This is a genomic window from Streptomyces sp. NPDC052114 (assembly GCF_040680155.1).
In the GTDB taxonomy this organism is placed as follows: Bacteria; Actinomycetota; Actinomycetes; order Streptomycetales; family Streptomycetaceae; genus Streptomyces.
The window spans coordinates 440,576-467,504 of record NZ_JBFAWC010000004.1; the positions used below are offsets into that span (position 1 = coordinate 440,576).

The window sequence follows — 26,929 nt, forward strand, 5'->3', positions numbered from 1 at the left end:
TCCGGGAAATCCGGGAAATCCGCCAAGAAGGCCCCGCCTCTCCTCTCCGACCTGCTGCGCATCCCCGAAGGGGAGAGGGTCGACCTCTCCTCGTACGACGCCGCCGCGACCCCTGCGGGCCCGGCCGACAAGGCCGCGGGGCTCGCGGCGACCGCCCGTTTGGGCGAACGCCTCGCCGACCTCCAGGAGCGCCTGTACGCGGCGAGCACCCAGGGCGACCGGCGCCGGATCCTGCTGGTGCTCCAGGGCATGGACACCAGCGGCAAGGGCGGCACGGTGAAGCACGTCATCGGCCTCTTCAACCCCTCCGGCTGCCGCATCAAGGCGTTCAAGGCGCCGACCGCCGAGGAGCAGAACCACCCCTTCCTCTGGCGCATCATGAAGGCGCTCCCCCAGCCCGGCGAGATCGGCATCTTCGACCGCTCGCACTACGAGGACGTCCTCATCGCCCGCGTCCGCGAACTGGTCCCGCGCAGCCAGCTGGGCCGCCGCTACGGCCAGATCAACCGCTTCGAGAAGTCCCTCGCGGACGACGGCGTCACGATCATCAAGTGCTTCCTGCACATCTCGTACGAACAGCAGCGCCGCCGCCTGCTGGAACGCCTCGACAACCCGGACAAGCACTGGAAGTTCAACCCGGGCGACATCGAGGAGCGCGCCCTGTGGCCCGCCTACCAGGAGGCGTACGAGATCGCCCTGGAACGCTGCTCGACCCAGGCGGCCCCCTGGCACCTGATCCCGGCGGACCGCAAGTGGTACCGCAACTGGGCCATCAGCAAACTCCTCCTGGAACACCTGGAGTCCCTGGACCCCCAGTACCCGAAGGCGGACTTCGACGTGACGGACTGCCGAAGCCGCCTTCAGGAAACCGTGGAGCGCTGATCTCAGACGGTCAGCGGGCGACCACCGGATAGTGGTCCGAGAGGTTCGTGTACGTGTACTGCTTGCCCCAGCTGGAGACCGTCCACGGGGTGGTCTGTTCCTTGATCACGTCGTTGCGCCATGTCGCGGGGCGGGCGTGGCCCTTGCGGTGGAGGACGTAGTCGAGGTCCTCGCGCGGGTCGTCCGGGTAGCGCTCGGCGGCGATCGAGTTGTCCTGGGTGTCGAAGGAGTACGGGTGGCCCGTGCGGGTGTCCGCCGGGGCGAAGCCGCCGTCGGCGAGCATCGAGGCGTACTCGGAGCTGTGCGAGTCGACGTTGAAGTCGCCCGCCACCATGACCTGTTCGTCCGCCGGGATGTTCTTCGCGGCCAGGAACGCGTCCATCTCCTTGAACTGCTTGGCCCGCGTGGCCGCCGCCTCGCCGCTGCCGCAGCCCGGGTCGGTGGACTGGGTGTGCGTGCCGACGACGTGCACCTTGGTGCCGTTGACGTCCAGGACCGTGTAGACGAAGCCCTTGTTGGAGTACGCGTCGGACCCGCACGCGTCCTTGTAGACGTACTGCTCCTTGCGCACGATCGGCCACTTGCTGAGGACGGTCACGCCGCCGTCCTCCGGCGTCACCGCCGAGTACGCGCCGCCGGTCGCGTCCCAGCCGCTCTTGCTGCGGCCCATCACCGGCGTCTGGTGCGGGTAGCGGTCCGCCGCATTGGCCTTGAGCGCGTCGGACGCGGAGTTGTCGAACGCCTCCTGGAGGACGACGACGTCCTGGCCCTGGAAGAAGTCCGCGGCCGGTATCGCCTTGGCGCGGTGGTCCTGGCCCCAGTTGGGGTAGAGCGTCTTGCTGAACAGGAACGTGTTGTACGTGAGCACCTTGAGCGAAGGCGTGGCGGCAGGGGCGGCAGGGGCGGACGGGGCGACGGCGGCGAGCGTGGCGGCGGCGAGCACGGTGGTGATCGCGGCGGCCTGGGCCCTGCGCGGCGCTGCGTGCGGCACAAAAACTCCTGAGGGTGGGGGGGTGGTCGATGCTGTTCCGGATGATGCGGACGGTGCCGTTGTTCCGGCGCCCGCACATCCAAGCAGCTGTGATTACTTCTGGGGATACTTCGCGTGAACACGTCGTCCGATCCCGCCGAAAAGGCGCCTCCGGAGTGCCCGTGGAAGGGCCCGTGACGGCCTTCCCGGGGTGCGTCGGCGTCTCTTGGGGGCCGGGTGGAGGGGTGGCTCCCCGATGTCCCGACCAGCCGTGCAGAGGCCCGGAGACAGCCGCGCGAACGCCTTCGAGAACCTCTCTGACCTGGGCTTTCGCCGATCCCCCGACCTACAATTGCCGCCTCGGAAAGGGGACTTGATGGACCGCGACATCCGCACGATCGACGACGTGATGAAGCTCCTCGACGGGCTGTTCGCCCCGGAGGCCGACCGGTGGACCACCGAAGGGGCGGCATGGTGGGACGGCTTCTACGCGGACCGCGCCAAGCCCGTGCCGTTCTTCGCCGCGAAACCGGACGAGAACCTCGCCTCGTACGTGGAGCGGGGCCTTCTCGCGCCGGGCCGCGCCCTGGACCTGGGCTGCGGCCCAGGCCGCAACGCCCTCCACCTCGCCGCCCTGGGCTTCGAGGTGGACGCCGTCGACCTCTCGCCGGCCGCCCTCGCCTGGGCCGCCGACCGGGCCGCCGAGGCGGGCGCCGCCATACGGTTCCACCAGGGCGACGCCTTCGCGATGACGGAGACCTGGCTGACCGGACCGTACGACCTGGTCTACGACTCGGGCTGCTTCCACCACCTGCCGCCGCACCGCCGGATCAGCTATCTCGCCCTCCTGGACCGCGTCCTCGCGCCCGGCGGCCACTTCGCCCTCACCTGCTTCGCCGCCGGCGAGAACGGCATGGGCTCCGAGCTGCCCGACGCGGACCTCTACCGCACGGCCGGCCTGCACGGCGGCCTCGCCTACGGCGCCGACTCGCTGCGCCGGATCTTCGCCGGCCTCACCGAGATCGAACTGCGCCGCATGCGCGACGAGAAGAACGGCTCGCCGCTGTTCGGCGAGCCGTTCTTGTGGACGGCGCTGTTCCGCCGTCCGGCCGAGGCCCCTCGGGACGCGTCCGGCGGACGCGGTCTATCTGCGGCGAACGGGCAGGACGTGGGCGAAGGCGCGTAACACCCGCGCGCGTTCCTCAGGGGCGGTGCCCCGGACCGCGATGGCGAGGGCGGCCAGAAACGTCACGGCGAGCACGACCACGACGGCGAGCAGGATCTGGGGTGTTCCGGCGGCGAGTTGAACGACGATGGTGGTCATGGGATTCCTCCGTCGGCAGGCAGGGTCGATGCGGGCGCGGTCCGGAGATCCGGCTGTGCGAAGAGCCGGAGGTCCGGAACCGGAATGCCGATGTACCGATGTACCGGTGCACCGATGTGCCGACTGGTCGACGGGAGACGCGTCCGGCGTCGCACCGAATCGAACGGCACGACGGTGCCGGGGCGTTCGGCTTCAGCGACGACTTCGGCGATCAATGCGATGATCACCGCGGCGATCACTTCGGTGATCGGGTGCAGGGCTGCGTCGGGGATCGGACCGGTCGGCCGGGTCGGCCCGGGTCACTTGCCGTTCGAGTCGGCGCTCATGCACCGGAGGTACGCAGCCATGTCCACCACTCCCTGTGGTCGAACCCCATGACGGGTCCGGGCGGTACGGTGTCGCACCGCTCATCCTCACCATGCCCTGCCGCCACACCCCGGCGCCAGGGGGTAACTCCCTTTCGGCCATGGGGTGTTGCTCACATCGTCACGTGCGCCCTGACCGCACGAGCCGCACCTTGTCGACCCCGAGGAGCCCCGCGAGCGGCACCTTCGCGATGGTCTGGCGCGGGCTGACCGTCAGGCCCGCGCCGCGCATCATGTCGAGCAGCATCCCCGCGAGCGGCATCACCATGTGCCGCCCCCAGCAGCGCTCGGAGGCATGGCCGAAGGGCAGGTAGCCGGGGTGGTCGTCGGGGTCGAGATCGGCCCAGCGCTCGGGGCGGAACACGTCGGGATCGTCCCAGAGCCCGGGGTCGCGGTGGCTGAGCAGCGGCAGCAGCAGGACGTCGTCGGCCGCGCCGATGCGGGCGTCGAGGGCCGGGTACTCGGGGGACGCGTTGCGCAGGATGTTCCAGGAGGGGGGCAGCAGCCGCATGGACTCGTACAGGATGTGCTCGTTCGGCGTCGCGTCGTCGAAGGGCGCCCCGAGCCAGTACGCGTTGGCCACCAGCGTGGAGACCGTGAAGCAGACGGGGGCCGCGGCCCGCCGGTACAGGCCCATGGCGTAGCGGCGGTCGTGGTAGCCCGTGGCGTTCGCGGTCAGGCCCGCGATGCTGGTGACCGGCGCCCCCGGGCGGAGCCTGCCGGGCAGGGCGGCGCCGGTGACGATGACCGTCCAGGTCAGCTTGGGCGTCAGCTCAAGCGTGCGGTCCATGAGGATGCGGAGCCGGTACGGGTCGGCGCCGAGGATCAGGTCCCGCAGATACACGTGGCCGACGTGCGGCCACTCGCCCGAGAGGTCGGCGTCCGTCGGCACGGGCTTCTTCAGGGCCGCGCGTACGTCACGGCCGATGGCCTGCATGACGGTGGACGCCTCGGTGCGCGGGATGGAGCGCCCGTGCAGCGGCTTGAAGGTCGGACGTTCATGTTCGGTGGCCAGGCGCGCGGCGAGGATCCGGTCGGTCAGGTCGTGACCGGCGACGCCGACGGTGTCGGCGTCCAGGCGGAACACGTCCTCGCCGCGGTGGTCGCGCAGCAGGGCGTGAAGCCTCGGCGTGAAGACGGTGGTCCGGGTGAGCCGGTCGGTGCTGCCGGAGAGGGACATCGGAGGTCTCCCAGTGCGGGAGGCCCGCGCCCGGCGGCCATGGGCGCACCGGGTACGGGCCTCGACGGCGAATTACGTCCCTGGGCGCGGGGCGCCCTCATGGGTGCGCGGCCGTGCGGGCCGCGCGAGGTGACTGTTTCGCCGGTTTAGTACCAGTGGTACCAGGCGTACGCCTTCAGGCTCTTCTCTCCGGTGATCTTCTTCTTGAGGGAGCGGACGATCTTCATGCACGTACCTCCGGTCGATTCCGTGAGCCCATGCGTGACATGGACCCGCGGAGCGTCCCGGCATGCGATCAACAACCGATAAACGGGCAGGTGGAACGCTATGCCGGGCATATCCGGAAGGGAGTGGAACGGGCAGCGCGCGCGTGCCGCGCCGTGCGCGTGAGCGAAACGTCAGCGCGCGGTGCGCGGCACGTCAGCGCGCGGAGCGCGGGCGTCCGCGCCGTCCGGTGCCGGGCCGCCGCAGCGCGACCGCCAGCAGGACGGCGAGCCCGACGGCGAGACCGGGCACGAGGGCCCATGCCGCCTCCGGGTTCTCGTCCAGCCATGTCGGGCCGTCCTGGAAGATGGCCCCGAGGGCCACCCCGTTCCGTCCGGGCAGGAGCGAGAGGGCGGCGGTCACGGCCAGCGCTCCGGACACGCACGCACCGGCGGCGAGGAGCCAGAGCCCGACAGCCTTCGGTGTCGCACCACCGGCAGCGCGCGCCCGCCGCCACAGGGCGCCGGCGACCGGCCAGGCGACGAGGACGAGGAGGCCGACGAGCCCGCCGAAGGCGATCCCGCCGCCGGGGCAGACGGCGGCACCGTGGCGCCACACCGCGTCGCCGGTGAGGCCGACGAGGACGAAGGCACCGAGGAAGCAGAGCACGCCGACGGCGGTCTCGACTCTGGACGACGTGGGGGTCACTCCGGACATTCGGTCATTTTACGGGGCGCATGCGAACACATGACCGGGGCCCTGACCCCGGTCGGGCGCGGCCGCGCTGCCGCCCTGCCGCCTGGCCGCCCCCCGGCGGCTCACAGATCCGCGAGCGCGCCGTCCACCGTGGCGAGCAGGACCTCGCGGTCGTCCCGCACCCGGCCGAGGACGCGCAGGCCGTAGTACGTGCTCTGCACCCGGCGCGCCACGGTCCGCGCGTCACCGGTCGCGCGGATCTCCCCCGCGCGCCGCCCCTCTTCCACGACCGCGCACAGCTCGTCCTCGACCCGGTCGAAGCTGCGCCGCACCGCCCCGGCGACCTCCGGGTCGAACCCGGCGACCTCGACGGCCGCGTTGATCGCGAAGCAGCCGGGCGGCCCCTGCTCGTCGAGGTCGGCGTCGACGGCGTGGAGCATCATGGCGCGCAGCCGCTCCTTCGCGGGGCCCTCCCCGCGCAGGAGCGCGACCTGCTCGGCGGTGGCCGTCTCGTAGTAGCGCCGGAGGGCGCGGAGGTAGAGCTGCCGCTTGCCGCCGAAGGTGTTGTAGAGGCTCGAAGGCCCGAGGCCCGTGCTGTCGCACAGGTCGCGCGTCGACGTGCCCTCGTACCCATGGCGCCAGAACGTCTCCATGGCCGCGGTGACGACGCGGTCCTCGTTGAACTCTCGCGGTCTGGCCATGCGCCCCACACTAGCCGTTTTGGAACGCCCCTACAAAACACCGTCAGCGGCCGGCCCCACGACGTAGGACTCCGCGCGGAGCCGGGCGAAGACGTCCTGATGGGCCACGTCGGTGACGAAGACCGTGACCTTGACCAGCCGGTCGAGGCCGGACCCGGCACGGTGGACAGGTTGGCGAGCGCCTGCCGGGCAGTCGGGGTCCGCGGTGACGCGGACGCGGGTCCCGGGTGCCGGTGCCGCGGGGGCGGCGGGGGCGGCGCGAGTGACGGGACCGGTGGAAGCGGCGGGACCGGTGGAAGCGGCGGGACCGGCGAGAGCGGTGGGACCAGGAGGAGTTCGTCGCACGGCGGCGCTCACACCTCCGCCCGCACGGTCTCGCGCACGGCGCCCGCACGCTCCCCGGGCGGCCCCGCCGCCCGCCCCCGGTCAGCCCGGTCAGCCCGGTCAGCCCGCTCCAGCCGTGCCGCCCACAGCACGGCCACCGACCCGACCGCCGCCAGTGCGGCGCCGACCCAGGCGACCGAGGCATAGCCGTACCCGGCGTCGATGGCCAGGCCGCCGAGCATCGGGGCCACGGTGTTGCCGACGTTGAACGCGGCCGTGTTGGTGGCGCCGACCAGCGTCGGCGCGCCCGGCGCCAGGGTGAACACCCGTGACTGCAGGGCGGGGTTGGTGACATAGCCGGCGAGACCGAGCAGGAAGACGAGGACGATCACGAGCGCCGTCACGTGCGCCGCCAGCGCGAGCAGCGCGGAGAAGACGGCGAGGGCGCCGAGCCCGAGGCCGAGCGTGCCCAGGGGCCGGGACTGACCGGTGCGCCCGCCGATCACGATGCCCGCGAGACCGCCGACGCCGAACAGGGCGAGGACCGCGGGCACCCAGCCCTCGGGGACGCCGCTGACCTCGGTGAGCAGCGCCGCCAGATAGCTGAAGGTGACGATGACCGCCCCGAAGGCGAAGGCCGTCACGGCGTACGAGAGCCAGAGCCGCGGCCGTGCCATGCCCCGCAGTTCGGCGCGGATCGAGGGGCGTTCGCCCTCGTCGCGGCCGCCGGGGACGACGAGCAGGGTGCAGACCAGGCTCACCACGGTGGCCGCGGCGACCGCCCAGAACGCGGCGCGCCAGCCGGAGTACTGGCCCAGGAGCGTGCCCGCGGGAACGCCGACGATGGTGGCGAGCGTCAGCCCGCCGGCCACCACGGCGACCGCCCGCGCCTTGGCGTCCGCGGGCACGAGCGCCACCGCCGTGGCCACGGCGACGCCCCAGTAACCGGCGTACGCGAGGGCGCTGACCACGCGCGTGACGAACAGGACGGCGTAGCCGGGCGCGAGGGCGCCGACCACATGGGCCGCGACGAAGGCCGCCTGCAGCCAGACGAGCGCCGTGCGGCGGGGCCATCGCAGCGTGGCGACGGCGAGCAGCGGGGCGCCGACGACCATGCCGATCGCGAACGCCGAGATGAGCAGTCCGGCGTCGGGGACGGACACCCCGAGGTCGTCGGCCATGCCGGGCAGCAGGCCGGACAGCATGAACTCCGATGTTCCTTGGGTGAAGATGCCGAGCCCGACCATGTACACCGCAGGGGGCATTGACGCGGTCCTCCCGTTCACGACCGATACGTGTGCTGACGCTGACGCCGTGTCCCGAAGCCCGGCGGGCCGCCGCGTGGGGCGGTGCACGGGGCGATGCGCGAGGCGGCGCACGAGGCCGTGCACCTTTTGGAGCGAGCGCTTCAGAACCGACGGGCGACGACGCTAGCACATTCTGAATCACTCGCTTCAAAACCGAGAGCCCCTTCCGCTCTCCACCGCTCCCCGCCGCCTCACCGGTTCACCGAGGCACGAGCCTCCACAGGGACGTGACCTCGGCCGCGCGGGCCGCGTACAGCGGGTCGGTGACGTCGGTGGCCCGCGGGTGGCGCGGCGCGGTGTCGAGCCGGTCCACCACCCGCAGCCCCGCCGCGTCGAAGGACGCCAACAGCTGCTCGCGCGAACGGAGTTCGAGGTGCTCCGCCAGGTCCGAGAGGACGAGCCAGCCCTCCCCGCCCGGTTCAAGGCGCGCCGCGAGCCCGGCCAGGAAGCCGTGCAGCATCGCGCCGCCCGGGTCGTACACGCCCTGCTCGACGGCGGACGTCGGACGGGCGGGCAGCCACGGCGGATTGCACACCACGAGCGAGGCGCGACCGCGGCCCCCCGGAAAGAGCCCCGTGTCCACGACCTCGTCCGCCACCTCGATCCGCCCGGCCAGACCGAGCCGTTCGACGTTGTCGCGGGCGCAGGCGAGGGCTCTCGGGCTGATGTCGGTGGCCACGACCCGGTCGACGCCCCGGCGGGCAAGGACGGCCGCGAGCACGCCCGTTCCGGTGCCGATGTCGAAGGCCGTACGCGGCCGGGGCGCCCCCTGCGCGACGGCGGCCGGCAGCGGGGCGCGCGCCACCAAGTCGACGTACTCGCCCCTGACCGGCGAGAACACCCCGTAGTGCGGATGGATCCTGGCCCCCAGGGCGGGTACGTACACCCCCTTCCCGCGCCACTCGTGGGCGCCGATCACGCCGAGGAGTTCACGCAGGGAGACCACCGTCGGCCCGTCGGGCGGTCCGTACGCCTCCCGGCAGGCCGCACGGACGTCGGGCGCGCGGCGCAGCCCCAGGGCGTGGTCGCCGTCGAGGCGCACGAGGAGCATGCCGAGCACCCGGGCGCGGTGGCCGCGGGCACGGCGGTGGCGGTGGAAGGCCTCGGCGGGCGTGGCCCCCGGCGGGGGCGCCTTCCGGTCGACGCGTCGGCCGAGGGCGCTCAGGAGCTGCCGGGCGCCGTGGAAGTCGCCGCGCCAGAGCAGCGCGGTGCCCTCGCAGGCGAGGCGGTGCGCGACGTCGGCCCTGGTCCGGTCGTCGGCGAGGACGACGCGGCGGGGCACGGCGGCACCGCTCTCGGAGTGCCAACGGGCGTACTGGACAGGGGTGTTGGGGTGGTCGTGCTCGGTCCACTCGATGCGGGGCATCAAGGACTCCTCGTGATGGCGGGTGCTGGGACACGAAGAGCGCTTCGACGCGGAGACCTCAAGGGTCACCGGAGGGTGGGGCTCGGGGGAGTGCGCTGCCGGCCAACCGGCACGGCAGGGCGCCTGCTTCAGGTGCGTCCACTCCAGGACACACCTACAGGGCACGGCTCCTGGAGACGTCTCCGGGACACGTCTCCAGGAGACCTCTTCAGGGCACACCTGCGGGACACGCCTCCACGGCATGCCTCCAGAACCTGCGCCACAGCGCACCCCTCAAGAGGCGCGCACTCTCATCCCCGCATGCCGACGAACGGCACACGCGATCACCCGCGTCGCGGCGCGCGAGCGGATGTCAGCCGACGACCATGCCCATCACCATGACCAGGACGCTGCCACACCCCGCGCTCCCCCGGCAACCGCCCGGGGACCGCATCGCAGGGGGCGGGCTCCCCGACGGCTCGCTCCGCCGCGCCGCGCGCGGCGCACAGAACTCCTTGCCCTCGGGGCGGTGAGGACGCCCACCTCTCACCGTCGACGGCGCACCGGTCCGCCACCACCTCGCGTCAGGGGCGACTGGAGTCCCTCGGCACGACGCTCGGCGACGAGCGGTGGTGCACCGTCGGCGGGGTGTCCGGCTCGCGGATGAGGCGGTCGACGAGGGCGGCCACCTCGGCGGGCGCGGGGAGTTCGGTCCGTACGCTCGTCAGGCGCGGCCGCAGCAGCCGCGCCATGAGCAGGTCGTCGGCGCCGACCACCGCGGTCTCGCCGGGGACGTCCACCCCGGCGTCCTGCAACGCGCGCATCAGCAGCATCGCGTACTCGTCGTTGTACGCGAACACCGCGTCGAGACCCAGGTCCCGCCACCGGGCGGCCAGCCGAGCGGCCGACTCCTCCGCGTAGGCGAGCGGGAGCGGCTCGACCAGGGCGCCGGGGACCTCCGCCGCGGCGGCCCGCGCGCCCGCCAGGCGCGGTGCGCCGAACATCGCGAGGCCGTGCTCGACGGGGACGACGACGCCGATGCGGCGCCGCCCGCCGGCCAGCAGATGCGCGACGGCCACGAACCCGATCTCCCGCTGGTCCATGGTGATGCCGTGGGCGCCGGGCGCGGGCGGCGGGCCGTAGGAGACGACGACGGCGGTGCCGGAGCGTTTCAGCACCTCGACGGAGGCGCCGCTCAGCGGGCTGCCGTGAGTGGCGAGCACCGCGGCCGGGCGCAGCTCGGCCCAGGCGCGGGCGGCCGCCAGGGGGTCCCCCGCCGCGCTCGCGCCGTGCAGGACACCGGTGTGTCCGTACTCCTGGAGCGCCGACTGGAAGCCCGCGACGAAACCCGCGAACAGCGGGCCGAAGACGGGCACGGTGTCGGCGGGGACGGCGATCAGGACGAGTCCGCTGGAGCCGGCGCGCAGGGAGCGGGCGGCGGCGTGCGGCACGTAGCCGAGTTCCTCGGCGGCGGCGCGGACCTTCGCCTGGGTGGCCTCGCTGACGCGGCCCGCCGCGAGCCCGTTGAGCACGTAGCTGACGGTGGCCCGCGACACTCCCGCGTGCCGGGCCACGGAGGTGCTGGTGGGCGGGGTTCCCTGTGGTCGGGGCACGGGCGGTGGGCTGTCGTTCATCGTGCGGCGCATCCTTTCACGGCGACCCCACGCCGCCCACGGGGCGCGAGACGTGCGTCCGGCCTTTGCCGGCACGGTCCGACGGAGCTTTGCCGACACAGGACCGGTGGAGCTTTGCCGACACGGGTCTGGTGGAGCCGCTCGTCCAATGCTAAACATTCGTTACACGTGTCAGGTGACACGTGTAACGACCTCATTCGGCCACTCGGCCGACCGTCCGAGGAGGAGGGCACCGTGGCCCTTTCCGCTCGTCAGGACCGGCAACACGTTCGACAGGGACGGGCGCGCGCTCCGCGCGGCCTGATGCCGCTCCTCATGCTCGGCAATACCGCGATGTACACGCTCTACATCGGCGTCGGCGGCGTGCTGCTCCCCCTCCAGATCGAGCAGATCGACCGGGCCCACAAGGTCGCGATGCTCGGCCTGGTCAGCGGCGTGAGCGCCGTCTTCGCCACCTTCTTCAACCCCGTCGCCGGCGCGCTCTCGGACCGCTCGGGGCGCCGCAACCCGTGGATCCTCGGCGGCGGCCTCGCCGCGGTCGGCGCGATGGCGCTGCTCGGCGGGGTCAGGACCGTGCTGCTCGTGACCATCGCGTGGTGCCTGGGCCAGGCCGTGATGAACGTGTTCCAGGCCGCGCTCACCTCGGTCGTCCCCGACCGGGTCCCGCTCTCCGCGCGCGGCCGGGCGTCGGCGGCGGTCGGCCTCGGCATGCCGATAGGCTCGACCCTCGGCGCGCTGCTGGGCGCGGCCTTCGCCGGGAACATACGCACCGGCTACCTCGTGCTCGGCGCGTTCGTGGCGGTCTCGGCCGTCCTCTTCACGTCGTTCGCCCGCGAGAAGCCGCTGCCCGGCGCCGCGCGCCCGGCGCCGGTCCCTCTGAAGAAGCAGTTCGCCGCGTTCCTCGGCGCCCTGCGCCACCACGACTTCCGCTGGGCCTTCATCGGGCGCGCGCTGCTCGTGCTCGGCTACTTCTGCGTCTTCGGCTACCAGCTCTACATCCTCCAGGACCACATCAGCCTGCCCTCCGGCCTCGAACCCGAGGACGCCGTCGCCGTCCTCGCGCCGGTCAACGCGGTCGCCATGGCCGCCTCCACCGTCGTCGGCGGCGTGCTCTCCGACCGGCTGGACCGCCGCAAGCCGTTCATCGCCCTCTCCGCGGTGATCTCGGCGGTCGCGCTGGTCGTCCCCGCGCTCTCGCCGACCTGGTCCGCGATGCTCGTCTTCGCCGCGCTCAACGGCCTCGGCTTCGGCTGCTTCATGGCCGTCGACAACGCGCTCGTCTCGATGATCCTGCCGAGCGCCGACGACGCGGCACGCGACCTCGGCGTCCTGAACATGGCGCAGGCGGGCCCGCAGATCCTCGCGCCGTTCGCCGCCTCCGTCGTCGTCTCGCTGTGCGGCGGGAGCCGGGGCGGCGGCTACACCGCGCTGTTCGCCGTGGGCGCGGCGCTGTCCGTCCTCGGCGCGCTCGCGGTGCGGCCGATCCGGGGCGTGCGGTGACGGGTCCATGCACGGAGCGATGAGTTGGGGCACAGAAGTGATCGGTTCGCTTCCGGCGCGGACCCGTTCACGTACAAGATCGACGTGTGCCGCCCGGCCCACGCATCAGAAAGGCACCACCATGAAGCTGCACACCCACGAATGGGGAACCGGCGACCGCGTCGCCCTGCTGATCCACGGGATCATGTCGGACCACCGCACCTGGCGGCGCGTGGGGCCCGCGCTCGCCGACAAGGGCTACCGCGTGATCGGCGTCGACCTGCGCGGACACGGCGCGAGCGAGCGCGGCGAGTACAGCGCGGAGCTCTTCGCGGACGATCTCGTCGACACGCTGCCGGCGGGCGCCGAGCTGGCGTTGGGGCACTCCCTCGGCGGGATAGCGCTGGCCCTCGCGGCCGAGCGGCTCGCGCCCGCGCGCGCCGTCTACTCCGACCCGGCCTGGGCGCTGGACGCGGCGAGCGGGTTCGACGCCAAGGTGTTCATGGAGTTCCGGCGGGCCACGCGGTCGATCATCGCGAACTTCAACCCGCGCTGGGAGGAGGCCGACGTCGACGTCGAGGTCGCCACGCTGGCCCTGTGGGACCCGGAGACCACGCTGGCGCTGTCCGGCGAGAACGCCGTCGACCGCAGCCCGGCCGCGCCCGTCGTGCCCTCGCTCGTCCAGGTCGCGGGCGCCGGCTTCCTCCTCGACGACGCGTTCAGGAAGGAGCTGGCGCGGCGCGGCTTCGAGGTCCGCACGGTCCCGGGCGCCGGGCACACGATCCACCGCGACGACTTCGACGCGTTCATGGCGTCGCTGGAGGGGTGGGTGTAGCCGGCCGGGCGCGGACCGGCCGGCACCGGGACGGCGGCGGGGCGCTGGTGTGGTCGGGGGAATCCGCGCCGCCATTATCCTATTTGCCGCTTTAATGGCTATATCGTCGGCGCGTGATCACTCTCGTACGGAGATGCGCCGCGCTCTGCGCCCTGACCGCCGTCCTCGCCGGGTGCTCCGGCGAGGCCGCCACGCCCGGCCACCCGGGCCGCCCCGCCCGTCCCGCCGCGACCGCCGCCGCCCCCTCACCGCCCGCCCCGCCCACACTCGCGCCGGGACCCGCGGGGCTCACCCCCGTGTTCACGAACGCGCCCCGCACCCGGGACCGCACCGTCGCCCTCACCTTCGACGCCGACATGACCGCCGACCAGGGGCCGCGCGCGGCGGCCGGTGAGCGGTTCGACAATCCGGCGCTGGTGGCCACGCTGCGGCGCCTGAAGGTGCCCGCGACCTTCTTCATGACGGGCCGGTGGGCCGAGGAGTACCCGGCCCAGGCCAAGGACATCGGCCGCGACCCGCTCTTCGAGGTCGCCAACCACTCGTACAGCCACCACGCCTTCACCGGCGACTGCTACGGCCTGCCGACCGTCCCCGCGGCCCGCATGCGCGCGGACGTGCAGCGCGCCTTCGACGCCTTCCGGACGGCGGGCGTCGAGCGTCCGGTGCCGTACTTCCGCTTCCCCGGCGGCTGTTACGACCGGCGGGCCCTGCGCGCCCTCGCGCCCGGCGGCGTCACCGCCGTGCAGTGGGACGTGGTCAGCGGCGACGCCTTCGCGACGGACTCCGCCGCGGTGGCCCGGCAGGTGCTCGACGGGGTGCGGCCCGGTTCGGTCGTCGTCATGCACTGCACGCGCAGTGCGGCGCCCGCGACGGAGCGCGCCCTGCGGACGATCGTCCCCGAGCTGCGAAAGCGCGGGTTCCGGTTCGTCCGGGTGTCGGAACAGATCGGATCGGCCGCGGCGCGGGGCTGAACCTCCCGGTCGCGGCCGGGGCTTGATGCCTGCCCCCACCCGGCGGGGACTCGGCCCGCCGGGCAGGCCCTAGGCTGGTCCGCATGGACACGAGGGACGAGGGCCGCTGCACGGATGCCGGGGCGGAGGCGGGTGCGCCCGTGCCGTCGGACGGGCCCTTCGCCGAGTGCGTGCTGTGCCGCGCCCCCACCGAGTACCCCGAGTCCCACAAGGGCATCACCCTCTGCCCCGCGTGCGCATGGCAGGAGGCACAGCGCACCGCCTGCTCGGGGTGAGGTCAGCCCCGGCGTGAGCTCAGCGCGCACGCCGTCCACACCGCCGCCACCGCCGCCGCGAGCGCCCCGGCCAGTGCGCCGGGCGACACCGGCACCGCGCCCTCCCGCGACCCCGTGGTCAGGTCGACGAGGACCGAGTGCGCCGGGGAGCCCGTGGTGACCAGCAGGAGCAGCGAACCGAGCAGCAGCGCGGGGACGGCCCGCCCCGCGGAGCGCAGCAGCGGCCAGTTGGCGAGCGCCCCGAGCGCGGTGCCGAGCAGCGCGCTCACCAGCATCGCCAGCAGCCCGGCCGCGCCCGCGGCGAGCCGGGGTACCGCCGTGCGCGCGTCGGTGCTCGCCGCGTCGCTGATCGCCGCCACGGCCAGAACGGCGCACGCGCCGAGGGCGGCCGTCGTGAGGAACGCGGCGAGCAGCGCGGCCAGGTGGGCGCGCCCCGGACCGGCCGCCGCCGCGGTGCAACCGCGCGCCGCGGGCGGCTCGTTGGTGACGCAGATCCGCGCGAGCCAGCCCGCGACGGGCAGCAGGGCCGCGGCGGCGTAGGCGAGGGAGTCCAGGATCGGCTGCCCGCCCTGTACGCCGACGGAGAGGAACACGGCGTAGAGGATCACGGGCGGCAGCCAGCGCTGGGAGCGCGCCAACAGGGCGGCCTGGTAACGCAACAGCGCACTCATGCGCGGGACCGCCCCTCCTGGCGCGGCGGCGCCGTCGGCCGTGGCGCCGCGTCCGGGCCCGCTCTCCGCACGGCCACCACGTGCCAGGGCGGCTTCGCCGTCAGGAGCTCCCGCAGGACCAGGTCCGAGTGGGGCTCGGGAACCGTGATGCGGGTGACGCCGTCAGGAGTCCCCGGGTCGACGGGCACACCGGACTCAATATCCAACTGCGTTACCGACAAAGGCAGTTGCGCGCCGTACGGGCCCTGCGCCTCGACGACCACCGCCGGCCCGTCGTACCGCTCCCGCGAAGCGCCTTGCGGCGTACGGCTGTTCAGGGCCGTACCCACCACCGCGTACGTCTCGTCCGCCGCCCCGAGGAGCCGGCGCGGGTCGTGGTCGACGAAGACCACGCAGGCGCCCGCCGCCGTGCGTTCGGCCACCGCGCGGTCGAGTTCGGCGCGGGCGGGCGCGTCCAGGCCCGTCCACGCCTCGTCGAGGACGAGCAGGTCGGCGTCCGCCAGGAGCGCCTGGGCCACGGCGACCTTCTGGCTGCCGCCCTTGGACAGTTCCGACAGCGGCGTACGCCCGTACTCCCCTGCGCCGAAGCGCTCCAGCCACTCCGTCGCGCGCCGCGCCGCCGTGTCGCGCGCGAGGCCGTGCACGCGGCCCATGTGCGTGAGGTAGCTGTTCGCCGTGAACGGCAGTGTGGCCGGGAAGCGTTCGGGCACGAACGCCGTGCGCGGACGCCCGCTCACCCGCCCCTCGGAGGGCGCGTCGATCCCCGCGAGGAGCCTCAACAAGGTCGACTTTCCGGTGCCGTTGGCGCCTTCGATCCGTATCAGCGTGCCCGCGCGCGCTGCCAGGTCGACCCCGCGCAGCACCCATGGACCGCTCATGCCGTACCGGCGGCCCACGCCGTCGAGCCGCACCGCGATGTCCCGTCCCATGCGGGCCATCCTCGCGCACGGCCCACTCCCGTCGGGCACCGTCCCCCGGCCGTCCGCCGGGACCGCCTGGCAGACTGGGCGCGTGAGCAGCGACGAGACGACCACGACCACCCCCGATGCGGCGGGCCCCGCCGAGGACAGCCCCTTCCGGCACGGGACCACCTCGCGCGACGAGGCGCCGCAGTACGTGCTGCCCCTCGTCGCCCGCATCGAACGCGCCGCTCCCCCGGCCCGTACGGACGCCCTGGAGACCGCCGCCCGCGCCGTCCTGGTGATGCTGGGCGACGCGCGCTCCCTCGGTGACGGCGAGTGGGCCCGCGCCATGCGCGACTGGCAGGACGCCCGGATCCGCAAGGTGGTGCGGCGGGCCCGCGGCGCCGAGTGGCGCAGGGCCGAGGCGCTGCCCGGCATCACGGTCACCGGCAAGTCGGCCGAGGTCCGCGTCTTCCCGCCGGTCCCCCTGGACGGCTGGCCCAAGGACCTGGCCCGCCTCCAGGTCTCCGGCACGGACCTGGACGACCCCGAGCCCCCGGTCGCCGCCGACCCGACGCACCCCGTCCTGTGGCTGAACCCCGAGGTCGGCATGACGGCGGGCAAGGCGATGGCCCAGGCGGGCCACGGCGCCCAGCTGGCCTGGTGGGAGCTCTCGGACGAGGACCGCGACGCCTGGCGCGACGCCGGGTTCCCGCTCTCCGTGCGCACCGCGGACGCCGCCGACTGGCGGGCGCTCTGCGCGAGCGGCCTGCCGGTGGTGCGGGACGCGGGGTTCACCGAGATCGCGCCCGGCTCGGCCACGGTCATCGCGGACCACCCCGCGCTGCGGGCACGCTGACCACCCTTCGCCCGCGGTGACCGGTCCTCCCGCGCCCTGACCGGCGCGGCCCGGCAACCGTCAACGGACAGAGAGAGGAACCCCCGGTGCACACCGCCCACGAGGCACCGCAGGAACGCCGCATCCGACACGTCGTCTGGGACTGGAACGGCACGCTCCTGGACGACAACCACGTGATGCTCGCGTCCGTCAACGACGTGTGCGCCCACTTCGGCAGGCCCGCCGTCGACATGGCGACCTGGCGGGCGGCCCTGCGCCGGCCCCTGTGGCTCTGCTACGGCACGATCCTCGACCGGGACGTGAGCGGGGCCACGGAGTGGGCCGAGGTGGTGCGCCTGTACCGCACGGGCTACCACGGCCGCGCGGGCGAACTCCGGCTCGCCGCCGACGCCGGGAAGACCCTGTCCCGGGTCCGGGAGGCGGGGCTGACCCAGTCGGTCCTCTCGATGGCGCTGCACGACGACGTCACCACGCAGGCGACGCGGTTCGGCGTGGACCGGTACGTGGAGCGGATCGACGGCGTGCTCCCCGAGGCGGCCGGCGGCCACAAGGCGGGTCACCTCGCCCGCCACATCGACGGGCTGGGCCTCGCTCCGGACGAGTGCCTGCTCGTCGGCGACGTCGTCGACGACGCGGCCGCGGCGCGGGAGGCGGGGGCGCGCTGCGTACTCGTCACCACCGGCATGACCGCGCCGGACGAACTGCGCGCGACGGGCCTCCCCGTGGCCGACAGCCTCGCCGAGGCGTTCGAGACGGGGATTGCCGGACTCTGAGGTCGTGAACGGCTTGGGGGCACCTGCACGTGCAGGTGCCCCCAAGCCGTTCACGCGCTCCCCGATGCCCTCAACTCGCGCTCGCCGCCATCGCGTTCTCGCCCGCCACCACGCGCAGCAGCTCCGCGACCGGCACGTCGTCGCCGCGGCTCAGCAGGGCGGCGGCCACGCGGTAGGGATCCGCGTACCCCTGGCGGCCGGTGAGGCGGGTCAGGTACGACGCCGCGTCGGCGCCGCCGTGCCCCGCGCCGCCGTCCGCGAGGAGCCGCTCGGCCCGCCGCACCCAGCGGCCCAAGTGCTTGACGGAGAAGGACTCCTGGGCGGTCCGGCCCAGGCCCGCCACCAGGTACAGGCGCATCCCGAGCCGGAACGCGGCCCGGCCGTGCCGCTCGACCAGGGGATCCTGGAAGGCGCCGAGCGTGTAGCCCTCCCAGCCGCCTGCCCGCGCCGACGCCGTGACGCCGTCGAGCGGGACGCGCGGCACCTCGAACCGCGCCACCCGCGCGCCGAGCGTCTCCAGGACGTGCGCCACCGTCCGGTAGTCGGAGCGCAGTTCGACGTCGTGCGCGAGGACCACCAGGTCGTAGCGGTCGAGCACCGGGATCAGCTCGCGCAGCAGGTGGACCAGGTAGTTCGCCTGGCCCTCCGCGCTCACGACGAGCCGCAGGGGCAGGCCCTTGCGGGTGGCGTCCAGATAGACGGGGGCCCCGAGCGGGCGCCCGTCCAGTGCCGCGTCGTGGCGCACCAGCAGGTCGATGACCTCGTCGGCCGGGGCGAGTTCGGGCCGGCCGCGCCCCAGCTCCGGGTCGACCATGCCGAGGCTCCGGTAGTGGCCCTCCCACAGGTCCAGGAGGCGGGCGCTGACGGGGTGGACCCACCCCTCCTCGGCGCGCCGCACCAGCGGCCGGATCGCCGCGTACGGAGCGGCCGCCTCCTCGCGGTGGTGGTCGACGTAGAGGTGGCCGATGTCCTCCTCGCCGAGCGCCCGCGCGTCGAGGCCGGGGTGGCGGCGGTCCAGGTACTCCCAGAAGCCCGCCACCTGACGGCTGCCCGTGTACACCGTGTGGTGATAGGCGCAGTCCATGTCGGCGAAGGCGTCCGTGGCCCGCCGGATCAGGTCCAGGGAGAGCAGGTACTTCAGGTGCGTGGGCGTCAGCGGCTTGGTGGGACTCACCGTGACCGGGGCGAGCAGGACCCGCTCGCGGCGCCCGGCGGCGGCTACCACGTGACCGGCAGCCTTCGCACCCCGCGCACGTACATGCCGCGGCGCCACTCCAGCTCCTCCTCCGGCACGGCGAGCGTCAGGCCCGGCAGCAGGCGCAGGAGCGCGTCCAGGGCGACCTCCAGCTCCATCTGGGCGAGGGGGGCGCCCAGACACCGGTGCCGTCCGTAGCCGAGGGCGACGTGCGGGTTGGCCGGGCGGTCCACGTCCAGGGTGTCCGGCTCGGGGAACACCTCGGGGTCGCGGTTGGCGCCGTCGGTGACCGGCAGCACGACCGTGCCGGGTTCCAGGTCGGCGCCGCCGAGCCGGACGGGCCGCTGCACGACGTGCGGCACGCCGCCCGCCGCGTTCAGCGAGGTGTAGCGGAGCATCTCCGAGACGGCGGCGGGCAGCAGTTCCGGGCCGGTGCGCAGGCGCCGGGCCAGTTCCGGGTCGCGGTGCAGGAGCAGGACGCACAGGCCCAGCTGGTTGGCGGTCGTCTCGTGGGCGGCGATCAGCAGCCCGTACGCCAGGTGCACCGCCTCGTCCGGACCGAGGTCGCCCGCGTCGATGGCCTTCGCGATCCGGGCGAACAGGCCGTCGGGATCGAGGTGCGGCCCGGCGAGGAACTTCTGGAACTCGGCGAACATGGCCTGATGGGCCTCGTGCACCTCGGACTTGGCGAACGCCGTGGTCGACATCATCCGTTCGACCAGCGGCAGCAGCCGGCGTACGTCGGTCTCCGCGAGGTCGAAGACGCGGCCGATCACGCCGACGGTGAGCGGTACCGCGAAGTCTTCGAGGAGGTCGAAGGGTTCGCCGCGCTCCCGGAGCGCCGTCGCCAGCGTGTCCGCGAGTTCCGTGACGTACGGGCGCAGCAGGTTCGCCTGCTGGTTGGTGAAGGCGTGGGCGACGATCTGGCGGCGCCGGGTGTGGTCGGGCGGGTCGACCGAGTTCAGCGCGAGGGACTCCGGGGAGCGGGCGCTCAGGCCGAACTGCGAGGCGGGGAAGCGGGCGAAGGAGGAGTCGGTGAGGACCTGGCACACGTCCTCGTGCCGGTGCACGAGGAGCGCGGTGACACCGCTGCGCAGGGTCGCGGGGACCAGGCGCTCGCGCTGCGGCAGGGTGGCGAACTCCGGGGCGGGCTCGACGCCCGCGTGCTCGGGGAAGGGGAAGGGGCACTGCGCGCTCACGACGCCTCCCCTGCCTGCGCCTGCTCGCCGAGGACCTTGCGGATCGCGTGCACGGTCTCCACGGCCTCCGCCTCGGAGCAGTGGCCGGGGTTGCCGACGAGGGGCCGGCCGCGCGGGCCGTCCTCGCCGATGCGCGGCATCATCCAGGTGTGGAAGTGGGCGGTGCCCTCCATCGAGGAGAACGTGTAGACGCGCGGCGACCCGGTGGCCTCCTTGACCGCGCTCGTCAGCCTGCGGACCAGCAGCGCGTGCGAGGCGGCCTCCTCCTCGGTGAGCTCGCCGTGGTCGAGGAAGTGGCGGTGCGACTCGATGAGCAGGGTGCCGCGCGGCCAGTAGCCGGTCGGTCCGTGGCAGACCCGCCACGTGCCGTCGTCCACGAGGTGGCCGCCGGGCGGCACGGGGCGTCCGGCCCAGGCGGGCACCGGCTCGCCCGCGTACTTCTCGCAGATCAGGCAGCGTTCTGTGAGCGGGGCGCTGTCGCCGAGCAGCCGGCTGACCGGGTCGGCGAAGTCGGCCAGGGGCTCCAGCTGGACGTGCCGGACGTACCAGGCGTCGAGCTCGGCGGCGCGGGCCCGGGGGTCCGCGAGGTGCTCGGGCTCGCGCGGGGCCCAGCGCTCCTCGGCGCCGCGCGCGCCCAGTCCGGTGCGCTCGCCGATCCAGTCCCAGGACGTGCCGCGCGTGCGCAGGTAGGCGACGAGCTCGTCCTGGAGCACGGGGACGTCGACGTTCAGGAGCTGCCAGATCCGCTCGGCCAGGGCGCTGCCGGGCTCGGCGGACGCGTCGGACGCGGCGGGGCCGTCGGGTTCGGCGACCGTCTTGCGGAGCTCCTCGGAGAGGTCCCGCAGGCGGGTCGACAGGGCCAGGCGTGCCTGGTCCTGCTCGGTGTAGTGGGGGAGGTCCATCGTCGTTCTCTTCTCCGTCGGGGTCCGGTGGTCAGGGGGCCAGTGCGGTGTACAGGCGCAGCTCGGGCGCGTCCTCGGCGGCGTGGTGCACCCGGGCGTAGCCGGGGTCGCCGTGCGCGTACTCCGCGTCCAGGTCGGGCAGGTGGATGAGCCGGAGCGGTTCGGTGGCGTCGAGCCGGCCCAGCAGCGTCGCCTCGGCGATGGTGTGGTGCAGGTGGACGAGGTACTGGACGAGCGTCACCTCGCGTACCGCGAGCCGGAGTTCACGTGCCGGGCCGCCGCCGCTGCCCGGCACGTCGAGGGTGTCCGGCAGGCGCGGGAGCGTGCCGATCAGCGGTTTGAGCAGGCGGCCCACGCCGGGCAGGTGGTCCTTGGGACAGGTGCCGAGCCAGGCCGCCGTGCCGCCCGGTGCCACCGCCCTGGCCGGGGTGTGCTCGGGCAGGTTCGCCGGATTGCCGAACAGGAAGCGGGTGCGGGTCCACGAGCGCAGCCAGGTCCGGCCCTCGGCCTCGGTCAGGTCCGCCGCGAACGCGCGGGCGCCCCGCACCACGTCCACGACGTCGAGGGCGCGCAGCAGGACGAGGGCCGTGACGGGCGTGGTGTCCGTGGTGGCCCCGGCCACCAGGCGGGCCCGCTCGTCGAAGAGGGCGGCCAGCCGGTCCTGCGTGCGGACCGCCGCCGCGGCCGGCGTCATCGCGCCTCCCGGTCCCCGAGCACGGCCAGGACCTTCTCCAGCACGACCTCCGGCGGCACGTCGCCGTCGATGACCGTCAGCGGGAGTTCGGCGACCTCCTTGAGCACGCTGCCGCGCAGGGCGTCCTGGAGCTCCGTGAACCCCTCCCTGCTGGGCTCCGTGCCGAAATGCTCGAAGCAGTTGAGGCGCGCGCCCGCGCCGCTGCGCTCCCACGCCACGTCGGAACTGACGTCCAGGTAGATCACGCCGTCGGGCTGCGGGAACCCCCGCCAGCCGGCGAACAGTTCGCCGTCCTCCAGGCCCAGCAGCGCGCACTTGGCGAGGAGTTTGTAGTAGTACGAGTCGACGATGACCCGTTCCCGGTCCGCGGCCCGCGCCAGTTCGTCGCGCAGGTGGAGCACGATCGGGTGCAGCGCCGCGAGGACCATCTCCGGCGAGTAGCGCTCGCCGCGGTGGGCGAACGCCTCGCCCACCCAGTTCTCGCGGAGCAGCCGCACCATCGGGGCGGCCTCCAGGTAGCGGTCGTCGTAGGAGACGACGTGCCAGCCGTGTTCGGTGTGCAGCCGGGTCAGGACCGTCGACTTCCCGGAGAAGTCCGGCCCGAGCAGCGTCCAGAATCCGGTCAAGGGACTACCCCTTCTGTTTCTTCTTACGGTGTGGGTCTTTGTCACAGCGCGTTGACCAGGCCGATGGCCGCGAACGAGGAGAAGGACAGCAGCAGGAACAGCACGGCGAGGCCCACGGACCACCGGGGCGCGCCCCGGTGGAAGCGGACGGCCGCGACGACGGGCACGACGAGCGGGACGAGCACCAGCCAGCCCTCGGCCTCGCCGGGCGACCAGGGCCGCAGCGCCGCGAGGTGCAGCGCGGCCGCGCCGATCGCGCACCCCAGCGCGGTCCACGCGGTGGCCGTGACGCCCAGCGTGTGCACGTAGGTGCGCAGGTGCGGGGCCGGGTCGCGCACGAGCCGTCGCGCGAACTCCATGTGCGCGAGCAGCAGGACGAAGCCGAGGGCGACGGCGAGGTCCAGGAGACCGGGTGCCGTGTCCCTCCCGTGCGCGGTGCCGAGGTAGACGTAGCCGCACATGAGCGTCTGGTGCGGGATGTTGACCAGGAGCCCGGCAAGGAGCCGGTCCGGCTTCGGCCACTCCCAGCGCCACTCGATGAACAGCACGACGCAGACGTACGCGCAGACCGCGGCGTAGGCGGCCGCGGGCAGGCCGCGCGGCGCGTTGGCGAGCACCAGCACGGCCATGCCGCCGAAGAACAGCGTCATCAGGTCGCGGACCCGCACCGCGCCCGTGACCAGGGCCCGGCCCGGGTTCTGCACCCGGTCGTAGTCGAGGTCGCGCACGTCGTCCACGGCGCGGAACAGCAGGAGCGTGACGGCGATGGTCACCGCCGTCACGGCCAGGCCGGACGCCGACGCGATCCCCTCCGAGCGGTGTGCCGCCTGGTAGACGAAGGTCAGGCCGTACGACCAGCCGAGGCCGAGGACCCCGTAGAACCAGAGGGGATACGTCAGGGCGTACTTGACGAGCCGGGTGATCACGACGCTTCCACGGCTCCGGACTGGTCGGGCTCGTCCTCGGCGCCGGTCCCGTCGGAGACGGCGGCGCTCTCGGCCTCCGGCTCGTCGAGGACGGTGATGGTGCCCCGGTCGCCGTCGACCTCGATCCAGGCGCCGTCGGGGACGGCGTCGACCACGCCGGGCACCGCGACGACGGTGGGCACGCCGAAGATCCGGCCGGTGATGGCCATGTGCGACAGCACGGTGCCCCGTTCGGCGACCAGGCCCTTGGCCACCAGCATGAGGACCAGCCAGCCCGGGTCGGTCTCCCTGGCGATCAGGATCTTGCCGCGGCACGACTCGGGGTCGATGTCCGGGTCGGTGACCACGCGGGCCCGACCGCGGACCACGCCGCCGCTGGAGGCGAGGCCGGTGAGGGTGGAGGCGGTGGTGGTCCGGGCGGTGCCGGCCGAGGCGAGCGCCACGGTCAGCGGCACGTCCGCGTCGGTGGCGAACACGTTCGGGGGGTCCGGCCGCTCGATCGCCTTCTTCCGGGTGGCCGCGCGCACGCGGGCCAGTTCGCGCAGCTCGCCGCCCGGTCTGCCGCCCTCGTAGGCGCCGAGGACTTCCTCGATGGTGAGGTCGTACACGTCGGACACCTCGTCCAACTGCCCGGCGTCGACCAGGTGCTGGGCGAGCGCGTTGACCATCCTGCGGGAGGCGCCGAAGAGTTCGGTGCGGCAGAAGCGGGCGTTCTCGCGGATGAGCAGGTTGCGGCGCAGCGACCAGAAGAGCACGCGCAGCGCGGCACGGCGCGCGGGGTCGGCGATGTGGGCCCGCAGTTCGTCCTCGGCCTCCTGGCGTGCCCGGCGCTCCTCCTCGACGCTGTTCTCGACCGTGCGGCCGATGGAGATCAGCGGGCGCAGCTGGTCGATGAGCAGGTGCGGGGCGTTCGCGACGACCGTGGACTCGAACTTGAGGTCGTGCAGACCGCGGTCGCCGTACCGCTTCACGTGCGCCCGGGCCAGGTCGGCGAGGCCGGTGCCGAACGCGCCGTCCGCGAGGCGGCTCCAGACCTGCTCGGAGTCCTTGTCCCCGAGCACGCTCTCGTGGGCCTCGGGGTGCGCGGCGACGGCCTCGGCGACGCCGAGGAGGGAGCGCAGCGCGAGGACCGAGCGGTTGACCGGGCCGTCGCACAGCATGCCGTTGAGCGCGCCGCGGTCCGCCCCGGGCGCCCAGCGCTTCATCAGCCGTTCGGCCAGGTCGAGTTCGGCGATGACGTGGGAGTTGGTGACGAGCGTGCCGCCCCAGCGCAGGGCGACGTCGGCCCACAGTTCGCGGTAGTCCTCGACGATCTCGCCGGCGGACCGGGTGCTCGGGTCGGGCAGCGCGTCGCGCCGCTCGTCCCACCAGCCGAAGAAGCGGCGCATCCGCACGGGGGCGAGGGCGCGCCGGGCACCGGCGGCGGGGATCTCGCGGGCCCGCATCGCCAGGCGCTTGAGCCGTCCGGGCGCCTCCATGGCCACGGACGAGCCGACCGTGACGACAGCCTTCTCCCACTGCCGCTTGATGGAGGCGAAGGTCCGCATCTGGCTGTGCAGCCGGTACCAGGACTCCAGGCGCATGTAGACGCGCCCGTCGAGGTAGCCGATCATGCGCCGCAGTTCGTAGCGGTGGCGCTGGAGGGTGCGCTCGCTGACGCCCATGCGCCGGTACAGCTCCTCGAAGCCGACCGTGTAGAGCTCGCAGGCCACCGAGTACGTCAGCATGGAGGTGAAGCCGGCGAAGCTCTCGGAGATGTTGCCGTTGCTCCAGTGCAGTTCGCGCGCCGCCGGGTCGGCGGGCGCGGCGGCGGTCGCGAGGGGCGCGATGACGGCGGGGCGCGCCTGGACGAGGTGGATGTCGCCGTCCTCGGTGATCGCCCCCTCGATGTCCTGGGGCAGGCCGAAGTGCTCTTCGAGGGAGACGGCCAGTTCGGCGACGCGGCGGGCGGTGGCGTCGTCGAGTACGGGGCGCTCCGCCAGGTCGGCGGGGACCTCGCCGATGGTGGTGCCGCCGACGGCGTCGGGCACGACGCGGCGCTTCTTGGTGACGAGCTGCGACTCGATCGCGCCGGTGCCGCGGGGTACGGAGAAGTGGTCGACGTCCGCCTGTTCCTGCACGACGCCCTCGCCGAGCCCGTAGGCCGCGGCGACCAGGGCCTGTTCGGCTCCCCGGGTGCCGCGCGGGTCGCGGCTGAACGCGACGAAGGAGCGGGCGGCGGGCACCAGGCGCTGGATGCCCACGGCCATCCGGGTCGCGGTGGGGTCGGCGTCGCGCGTGGCGCGGTAGAGGACGCCCTCGGCGGTGAAGGCGGACGCCCAGCACTCGGCGACCCGCTCGATCAGTTCGTCGCGGCCGACGGCGAGGAAGCTGCGGCCGAGGCCGGCGAACGGATCGCCCGCGGAGTCCTCGCCGCCCTCCGCGTCGTCGGCGGTGGGCACGGCGCAGGAGCGGACCGCGACGGTGCCCGCGTCCCCGGCCAGCCGGTCGAACGCCGCCAGCAGCGCGGCGGCGACGTCGTCCGGCACGCCCGCGCGCAGCACCGCGTCGGCGGCCCGCTTCGACCAGTCGCCGAGCGCCTCGGGGCCGCTGTCGGGGGCCAGTTCGGGGAAGTCCGCCCCGATCGACTCCCGGACGCGGTCGAAGGCGGCCACCGGCAGGCAGGCGAATTCCGGTACGCGGAAGCCGGCGGCGCGCAGTTGGGCCTGGCGCGCGAACTTGTGGCCGACCAGCAGCGGATCGGCTGCTTCCGGCGTGGTGTCGGCGAAGATCGGTCCCTGCGTCATATCGCACGCTCCTCGGCGCGTCGCCTGCGGAAACGGATGGTCTGGTACTGGCGCGGGGTCACGATCATCGCGTCGAAGTTCGCGCTGCCCACTTCCTCGTCGACGTCGTCGCCGGTCGCGCGAAACAGCCGCATCGCGAGGTGATACGTCCGGCCGTCCACGGGCCTGCGCACCCACTCCATGGAGACCTCGCCGGGCGTGAGCCCGAGCGGCAGGTCCGCCTCAAGGGCGCTCAGGATGAACTTGTCGCCGATGGGGCGGTCGAAGCCGGCGTGTCCGATGAGCGTCGCGAACTGCCGGCCTGCCTCGATGAGTTCGGCCAGCGGGCGGGTCCGCAGCGGGTGCCCCTCCGGCGGCCTCCGCACGCGGGCGACCAGGCGGTCACCGCCCCACCAGACGGAGCCGAGAAGGGAGTTCTCGATGCGGTCGCGGTGTGCCAGCTCGGCCGACGGGAGGGTCTCGCCTTCCTGGGCGGGGGCGGCGGGCACGAAGCGCTCGGAGGACTTGCGGTGCAGGACGGCCGACCCGCTGACCGCGCTCGCGCCGGACACGGCGAGCTCGGCGGCCAGGTCCCAGGCCGCGCCGTCCTCGGCGCCCGCCTCCGACGGCGCGGCCGACACGTCGATGGCGTCGTCCAGTTCGCAGAACTTGTGGAAGTCGAGCGCCAGCTTGATGCGCCCGTCCGGCCGCAGCCCCTCGCATTCCGGCTTGATCACATCGAGGAGTCCCGCGACGACGAGGATGCCGGGTACGTGGTCGAGGGCGTGGTCGAAGAAGAACGAGTCCTCCTTGTCCACGAGGAGCCGCGCCGACGTTCTTCCGGAGTCCTGGGAACGCTCCCCCAGAATCACTTTCTCTTTCATACGCTGCCTTAGTGGTTGCTGCCGCTCACGGCAGGGCCCCT

At 73.6% G+C, this 26,929-nt stretch carries 28 protein-coding genes; 8 read left to right on the top strand and 20 right to left on the bottom strand.

The window, feature by feature from the left end; genetic code table 11:
- The first annotated feature begins 51 nt into the window (after positions 1-51).
- Positions 52-882 carry a polyphosphate kinase 2 family protein gene (locus tag AB0L89_RS11765; RefSeq protein WP_365138577.1) on the top strand — a complete coding sequence of 277 codons (831 nt, stop codon included), beginning with the start codon at positions 52-54 and terminating at the stop codon, positions 880-882.
- Positions 883-892: 10 nt separating this feature from the next.
- On the opposite strand, the gene sph is transcribed toward AB0L89_RS11765, so the two are convergent.
- Entirely contained in the window at positions 893-1,873 is a 981-nt protein-coding gene (sph, locus tag AB0L89_RS11770) for a sphingomyelin phosphodiesterase (protein ID WP_365138238.1), read from the bottom strand.
- Positions 1,874-2,228: 355 nt separating this feature from the next.
- On the opposite strand from sph, the gene AB0L89_RS11775 reads away from it, so the two are divergent.
- Positions 2,229-3,038: a class I SAM-dependent methyltransferase gene (locus tag AB0L89_RS11775; RefSeq protein ID WP_365138241.1), complete on the top strand. Its 810-nt coding sequence runs from the start codon at positions 2,229-2,231 to the stop codon at positions 3,036-3,038.
- On the opposite strand, the gene AB0L89_RS11780 is transcribed toward AB0L89_RS11775, so the two are convergent.
- The 9 genes from AB0L89_RS11780 to AB0L89_RS11820 form a co-directional block, all read right to left on the bottom strand.
- Positions 2,997-3,176 carry a hypothetical protein gene (locus tag AB0L89_RS11780; RefSeq protein WP_365138244.1) on the bottom strand — a complete coding sequence of 60 codons (180 nt, stop codon included), beginning with the start codon at positions 3,174-3,176 and terminating at the stop codon, positions 2,997-2,999. The two genes, AB0L89_RS11775 and AB0L89_RS11780, sit on opposite strands and share 42 nt — an antisense overlap.
- Positions 3,173-3,415, bottom strand: a complete 243-nt coding sequence (locus tag AB0L89_RS11785; protein WP_365138247.1) for a hypothetical protein — start codon at positions 3,413-3,415, stop codon at positions 3,173-3,175. Before AB0L89_RS11785 ends, AB0L89_RS11780 begins: the two co-directional genes overlap by 4 nt.
- A 247-nt stretch (positions 3,416-3,662) precedes the next feature.
- Entirely contained in the window at positions 3,663-4,721 is a 1,059-nt protein-coding gene (locus tag AB0L89_RS11790; protein ID WP_365138250.1) for a cytochrome P450, read from the bottom strand.
- A gap of 146 nt (positions 4,722-4,867) precedes the next feature.
- On the bottom strand, positions 4,868-5,059 hold the full coding sequence (locus AB0L89_RS11795; protein WP_365138253.1) for a tryptorubin family RiPP precursor: 192 nt from the start codon (positions 5,057-5,059) through the stop codon (positions 4,868-4,870).
- Between the two features lie 82 nt (positions 5,060-5,141).
- On the bottom strand, positions 5,142-5,642 hold the full coding sequence (locus AB0L89_RS11800; RefSeq protein ID WP_365138256.1) for a hypothetical protein: 501 nt from the start codon (positions 5,640-5,642) through the stop codon (positions 5,142-5,144).
- Positions 5,643-5,743: 101 nt separating this feature from the next.
- Positions 5,744-6,322 carry a TetR/AcrR family transcriptional regulator gene (locus AB0L89_RS11805; RefSeq protein WP_365138259.1) on the bottom strand — a complete coding sequence of 193 codons (579 nt, stop codon included), beginning with the start codon at positions 6,320-6,322 and terminating at the stop codon, positions 5,744-5,746.
- Between the two features lie 353 nt (positions 6,323-6,675).
- Complete coding sequence (locus AB0L89_RS11810; RefSeq protein ID WP_365138262.1) at positions 6,676-7,911, bottom strand: Cmx/CmrA family chloramphenicol efflux MFS transporter; 1,236 nt, start codon at positions 7,909-7,911, stop codon at positions 6,676-6,678.
- 241 nt (positions 7,912-8,152) lie between these two features.
- On the bottom strand, positions 8,153-9,319 hold the full coding sequence (locus AB0L89_RS11815) for a class I SAM-dependent methyltransferase (RefSeq protein WP_365138265.1): 1,167 nt from the start codon (positions 9,317-9,319) through the stop codon (positions 8,153-8,155).
- Between the two features lie 563 nt (positions 9,320-9,882).
- Positions 9,883-10,932 carry a LacI family DNA-binding transcriptional regulator gene (locus AB0L89_RS11820; RefSeq protein ID WP_365138268.1) on the bottom strand — a complete coding sequence of 350 codons (1,050 nt, stop codon included), beginning with the start codon at positions 10,930-10,932 and terminating at the stop codon, positions 9,883-9,885.
- 315 nt (positions 10,933-11,247) lie between these two features.
- Between AB0L89_RS11820 and AB0L89_RS11825 the strand changes: the two genes are divergently transcribed.
- The 4 genes from AB0L89_RS11825 (at position 11,248) to AB0L89_RS11840 (ending at position 14,492) form a co-directional block, all read left to right on the top strand.
- Positions 11,248-12,432 (top strand): MFS transporter, encoded by a 1,185-nt coding sequence (locus AB0L89_RS11825; protein ID WP_365138271.1) that lies wholly within the window; start codon positions 11,248-11,250, stop codon positions 12,430-12,432.
- 121 nt (positions 12,433-12,553) lie between these two features.
- The gene (locus tag AB0L89_RS11830; RefSeq protein WP_365138274.1) at positions 12,554-13,246 is read left to right on the top strand and encodes an alpha/beta hydrolase; all 693 of its coding nucleotides are present in this window, start codon (positions 12,554-12,556) and stop codon (positions 13,244-13,246) included.
- A 113-nt stretch (positions 13,247-13,359) separates the two neighbouring features.
- On the top strand, positions 13,360-14,217 hold the full coding sequence (locus AB0L89_RS11835) for a polysaccharide deacetylase family protein (RefSeq protein WP_365138277.1): 858 nt from the start codon (positions 13,360-13,362) through the stop codon (positions 14,215-14,217).
- A gap of 83 nt (positions 14,218-14,300) precedes the next feature.
- Complete coding sequence (locus AB0L89_RS11840; RefSeq protein ID WP_365138280.1) at positions 14,301-14,492, top strand: hypothetical protein; 192 nt, start codon at positions 14,301-14,303, stop codon at positions 14,490-14,492.
- A 2-nt stretch (positions 14,493-14,494) separates the two neighbouring features.
- Here AB0L89_RS11840 and AB0L89_RS11845 read toward each other — a convergent pair whose 3' ends face one another.
- Together AB0L89_RS11845 and AB0L89_RS11850 are read right to left on the bottom strand one after the other, a co-directional pair.
- Positions 14,495-15,163 (bottom strand): ABC transporter, encoded by a 669-nt coding sequence (locus AB0L89_RS11845; protein ID WP_365138283.1) that lies wholly within the window; start codon positions 15,161-15,163, stop codon positions 14,495-14,497.
- Positions 15,160-16,092 (bottom strand): ATP-binding cassette domain-containing protein, encoded by a 933-nt coding sequence (locus tag AB0L89_RS11850; protein WP_365138286.1) that lies wholly within the window; start codon positions 16,090-16,092, stop codon positions 15,160-15,162. The genes AB0L89_RS11845 and AB0L89_RS11850 overlap by 4 nt, the downstream gene beginning before the upstream one ends.
- 82 nt (positions 16,093-16,174) lie before the next feature.
- Between AB0L89_RS11850 and AB0L89_RS11855 the strand changes: the two genes are divergently transcribed.
- Both AB0L89_RS11855 and AB0L89_RS11860 read left to right on the top strand, forming a co-directional pair.
- Positions 16,175-16,924, top strand: a complete 750-nt coding sequence (locus AB0L89_RS11855) for a peptidyl-tRNA hydrolase (protein ID WP_365138289.1) — start codon at positions 16,175-16,177, stop codon at positions 16,922-16,924.
- Between the two features lie 86 nt (positions 16,925-17,010).
- Positions 17,011-17,697 (top strand): HAD hydrolase-like protein, encoded by a 687-nt coding sequence (locus AB0L89_RS11860; RefSeq protein WP_365138292.1) that lies wholly within the window; start codon positions 17,011-17,013, stop codon positions 17,695-17,697.
- Positions 17,698-17,767: 70 nt separating this feature from the next.
- Here AB0L89_RS11860 and AB0L89_RS11865 read toward each other — a convergent pair whose 3' ends face one another.
- From AB0L89_RS11865 to AB0L89_RS11900, 8 genes are read right to left on the bottom strand one after another with little or no spacing between them, the layout of a single operon-like run.
- A complete protein-coding gene (locus AB0L89_RS11865) occupies positions 17,768-18,922 on the bottom strand; it encodes a hypothetical protein (RefSeq protein WP_365138295.1) in 1,155 nt (384 codons plus the stop codon).
- Positions 18,916-20,091, bottom strand: a complete 1,176-nt coding sequence (locus AB0L89_RS11870) for a cytochrome P450 (protein ID WP_365138298.1) — start codon at positions 20,089-20,091, stop codon at positions 18,916-18,918. Before AB0L89_RS11870 ends, AB0L89_RS11865 begins: the two co-directional genes overlap by 7 nt.
- Positions 20,088-20,993: a hypothetical protein gene (locus AB0L89_RS11875; protein ID WP_365138301.1), complete on the bottom strand. Its 906-nt coding sequence runs from the start codon at positions 20,991-20,993 to the stop codon at positions 20,088-20,090. Before AB0L89_RS11875 ends, AB0L89_RS11870 begins: the two co-directional genes overlap by 4 nt.
- A gap of 31 nt (positions 20,994-21,024) precedes the next feature.
- Entirely contained in the window at positions 21,025-21,687 is a 663-nt protein-coding gene (locus AB0L89_RS11880; RefSeq protein ID WP_365138304.1) for a DUF6182 family protein, read from the bottom strand.
- Positions 21,684-22,313 carry a hypothetical protein gene (locus AB0L89_RS11885; protein ID WP_365138307.1) on the bottom strand — a complete coding sequence of 210 codons (630 nt, stop codon included), beginning with the start codon at positions 22,311-22,313 and terminating at the stop codon, positions 21,684-21,686. Before AB0L89_RS11885 ends, AB0L89_RS11880 begins: the two co-directional genes overlap by 4 nt.
- Positions 22,314-22,354: 41 nt before the next feature.
- Complete coding sequence (locus AB0L89_RS11890; protein WP_365138310.1) at positions 22,355-23,239, bottom strand: hypothetical protein; 885 nt, start codon at positions 23,237-23,239, stop codon at positions 22,355-22,357.
- A complete protein-coding gene (locus AB0L89_RS11895; protein WP_365138313.1) occupies positions 23,236-26,025 on the bottom strand; it encodes a PEP/pyruvate-binding domain-containing protein in 2,790 nt (929 codons plus the stop codon). Before AB0L89_RS11895 ends, AB0L89_RS11890 begins: the two co-directional genes overlap by 4 nt.
- Complete coding sequence (locus AB0L89_RS11900) at positions 26,022-26,876, bottom strand: AfsA-related hotdog domain-containing protein (protein ID WP_365138316.1); 855 nt, start codon at positions 26,874-26,876, stop codon at positions 26,022-26,024. The genes AB0L89_RS11895 and AB0L89_RS11900 overlap by 4 nt, the downstream gene beginning before the upstream one ends.
- Positions 26,877-26,929 lie beyond the last annotated feature (53 nt).

Excerpts from the sequence above, each read along its gene's own strand:
- AB0L89_RS11840 (WP_365138280.1), top strand. The coding sequence starts at position 14,301 with ATGGACACGAGGGACGAGGGCCGCTGCACGGATGCCGGGGCGGAGGCG.
- AB0L89_RS11830 (WP_365138274.1), top strand. The coding sequence starts at position 12,554 with ATGAAGCTGCACACCCACGAATGGGGAACCGGCGACCGCGTCGCCCTG.
- AB0L89_RS11875 (WP_365138301.1), bottom strand. The coding sequence starts at position 20,993 with ATGGACCTCCCCCACTACACCGAGCAGGACCAGGCACGCCTGGCCCTG.
- AB0L89_RS11805 (WP_365138259.1), bottom strand. The coding sequence starts at position 6,322 with ATGGCCAGACCGCGAGAGTTCAACGAGGACCGCGTCGTCACCGCGGCC.
- AB0L89_RS11780 (WP_365138244.1), bottom strand. The coding sequence starts at position 3,176 with ATGACCACCATCGTCGTTCAACTCGCCGCCGGAACACCCCAGATCCTG.
- AB0L89_RS11850 (WP_365138286.1), bottom strand. The coding sequence starts at position 16,092 with ATGGGACGGGACATCGCGGTGCGGCTCGACGGCGTGGGCCGCCGGTAC.
- AB0L89_RS11820 (WP_365138268.1), bottom strand. The coding sequence starts at position 10,932 with ATGAACGACAGCCCACCGCCCGTGCCCCGACCACAGGGAACCCCGCCC.
- AB0L89_RS11815 (WP_365138265.1), bottom strand. The coding sequence starts at position 9,319 with ATGCCCCGCATCGAGTGGACCGAGCACGACCACCCCAACACCCCTGTC.
- AB0L89_RS11775 (WP_365138241.1), top strand. The coding sequence starts at position 2,229 with ATGGACCGCGACATCCGCACGATCGACGACGTGATGAAGCTCCTCGAC.
- AB0L89_RS11845 (WP_365138283.1), bottom strand. The coding sequence starts at position 15,163 with ATGAGTGCGCTGTTGCGTTACCAGGCCGCCCTGTTGGCGCGCTCCCAG.
- AB0L89_RS11880 (WP_365138304.1), bottom strand. The coding sequence starts at position 21,687 with ATGACGCCGGCCGCGGCGGCGGTCCGCACGCAGGACCGGCTGGCCGCC.
- AB0L89_RS11825 (WP_365138271.1), top strand. The coding sequence starts at position 11,248 with ATGCTCGGCAATACCGCGATGTACACGCTCTACATCGGCGTCGGCGGC.
- AB0L89_RS11790 (WP_365138250.1), bottom strand. The coding sequence starts at position 4,721 with ATGTCCCTCTCCGGCAGCACCGACCGGCTCACCCGGACCACCGTCTTC.
- AB0L89_RS11795 (WP_365138253.1), bottom strand. The coding sequence starts at position 5,059 with ATGCCCGGCATAGCGTTCCACCTGCCCGTTTATCGGTTGTTGATCGCA.
- AB0L89_RS11895 (WP_365138313.1), bottom strand. The coding sequence starts at position 26,025 with ATGACGCAGGGACCGATCTTCGCCGACACCACGCCGGAAGCAGCCGAT.
- AB0L89_RS11810 (WP_365138262.1), bottom strand. The coding sequence starts at position 7,911 with ATGCCCCCTGCGGTGTACATGGTCGGGCTCGGCATCTTCACCCAAGGA.
- AB0L89_RS11800 (WP_365138256.1), bottom strand. The coding sequence starts at position 5,642 with ATGTCCGGAGTGACCCCCACGTCGTCCAGAGTCGAGACCGCCGTCGGC.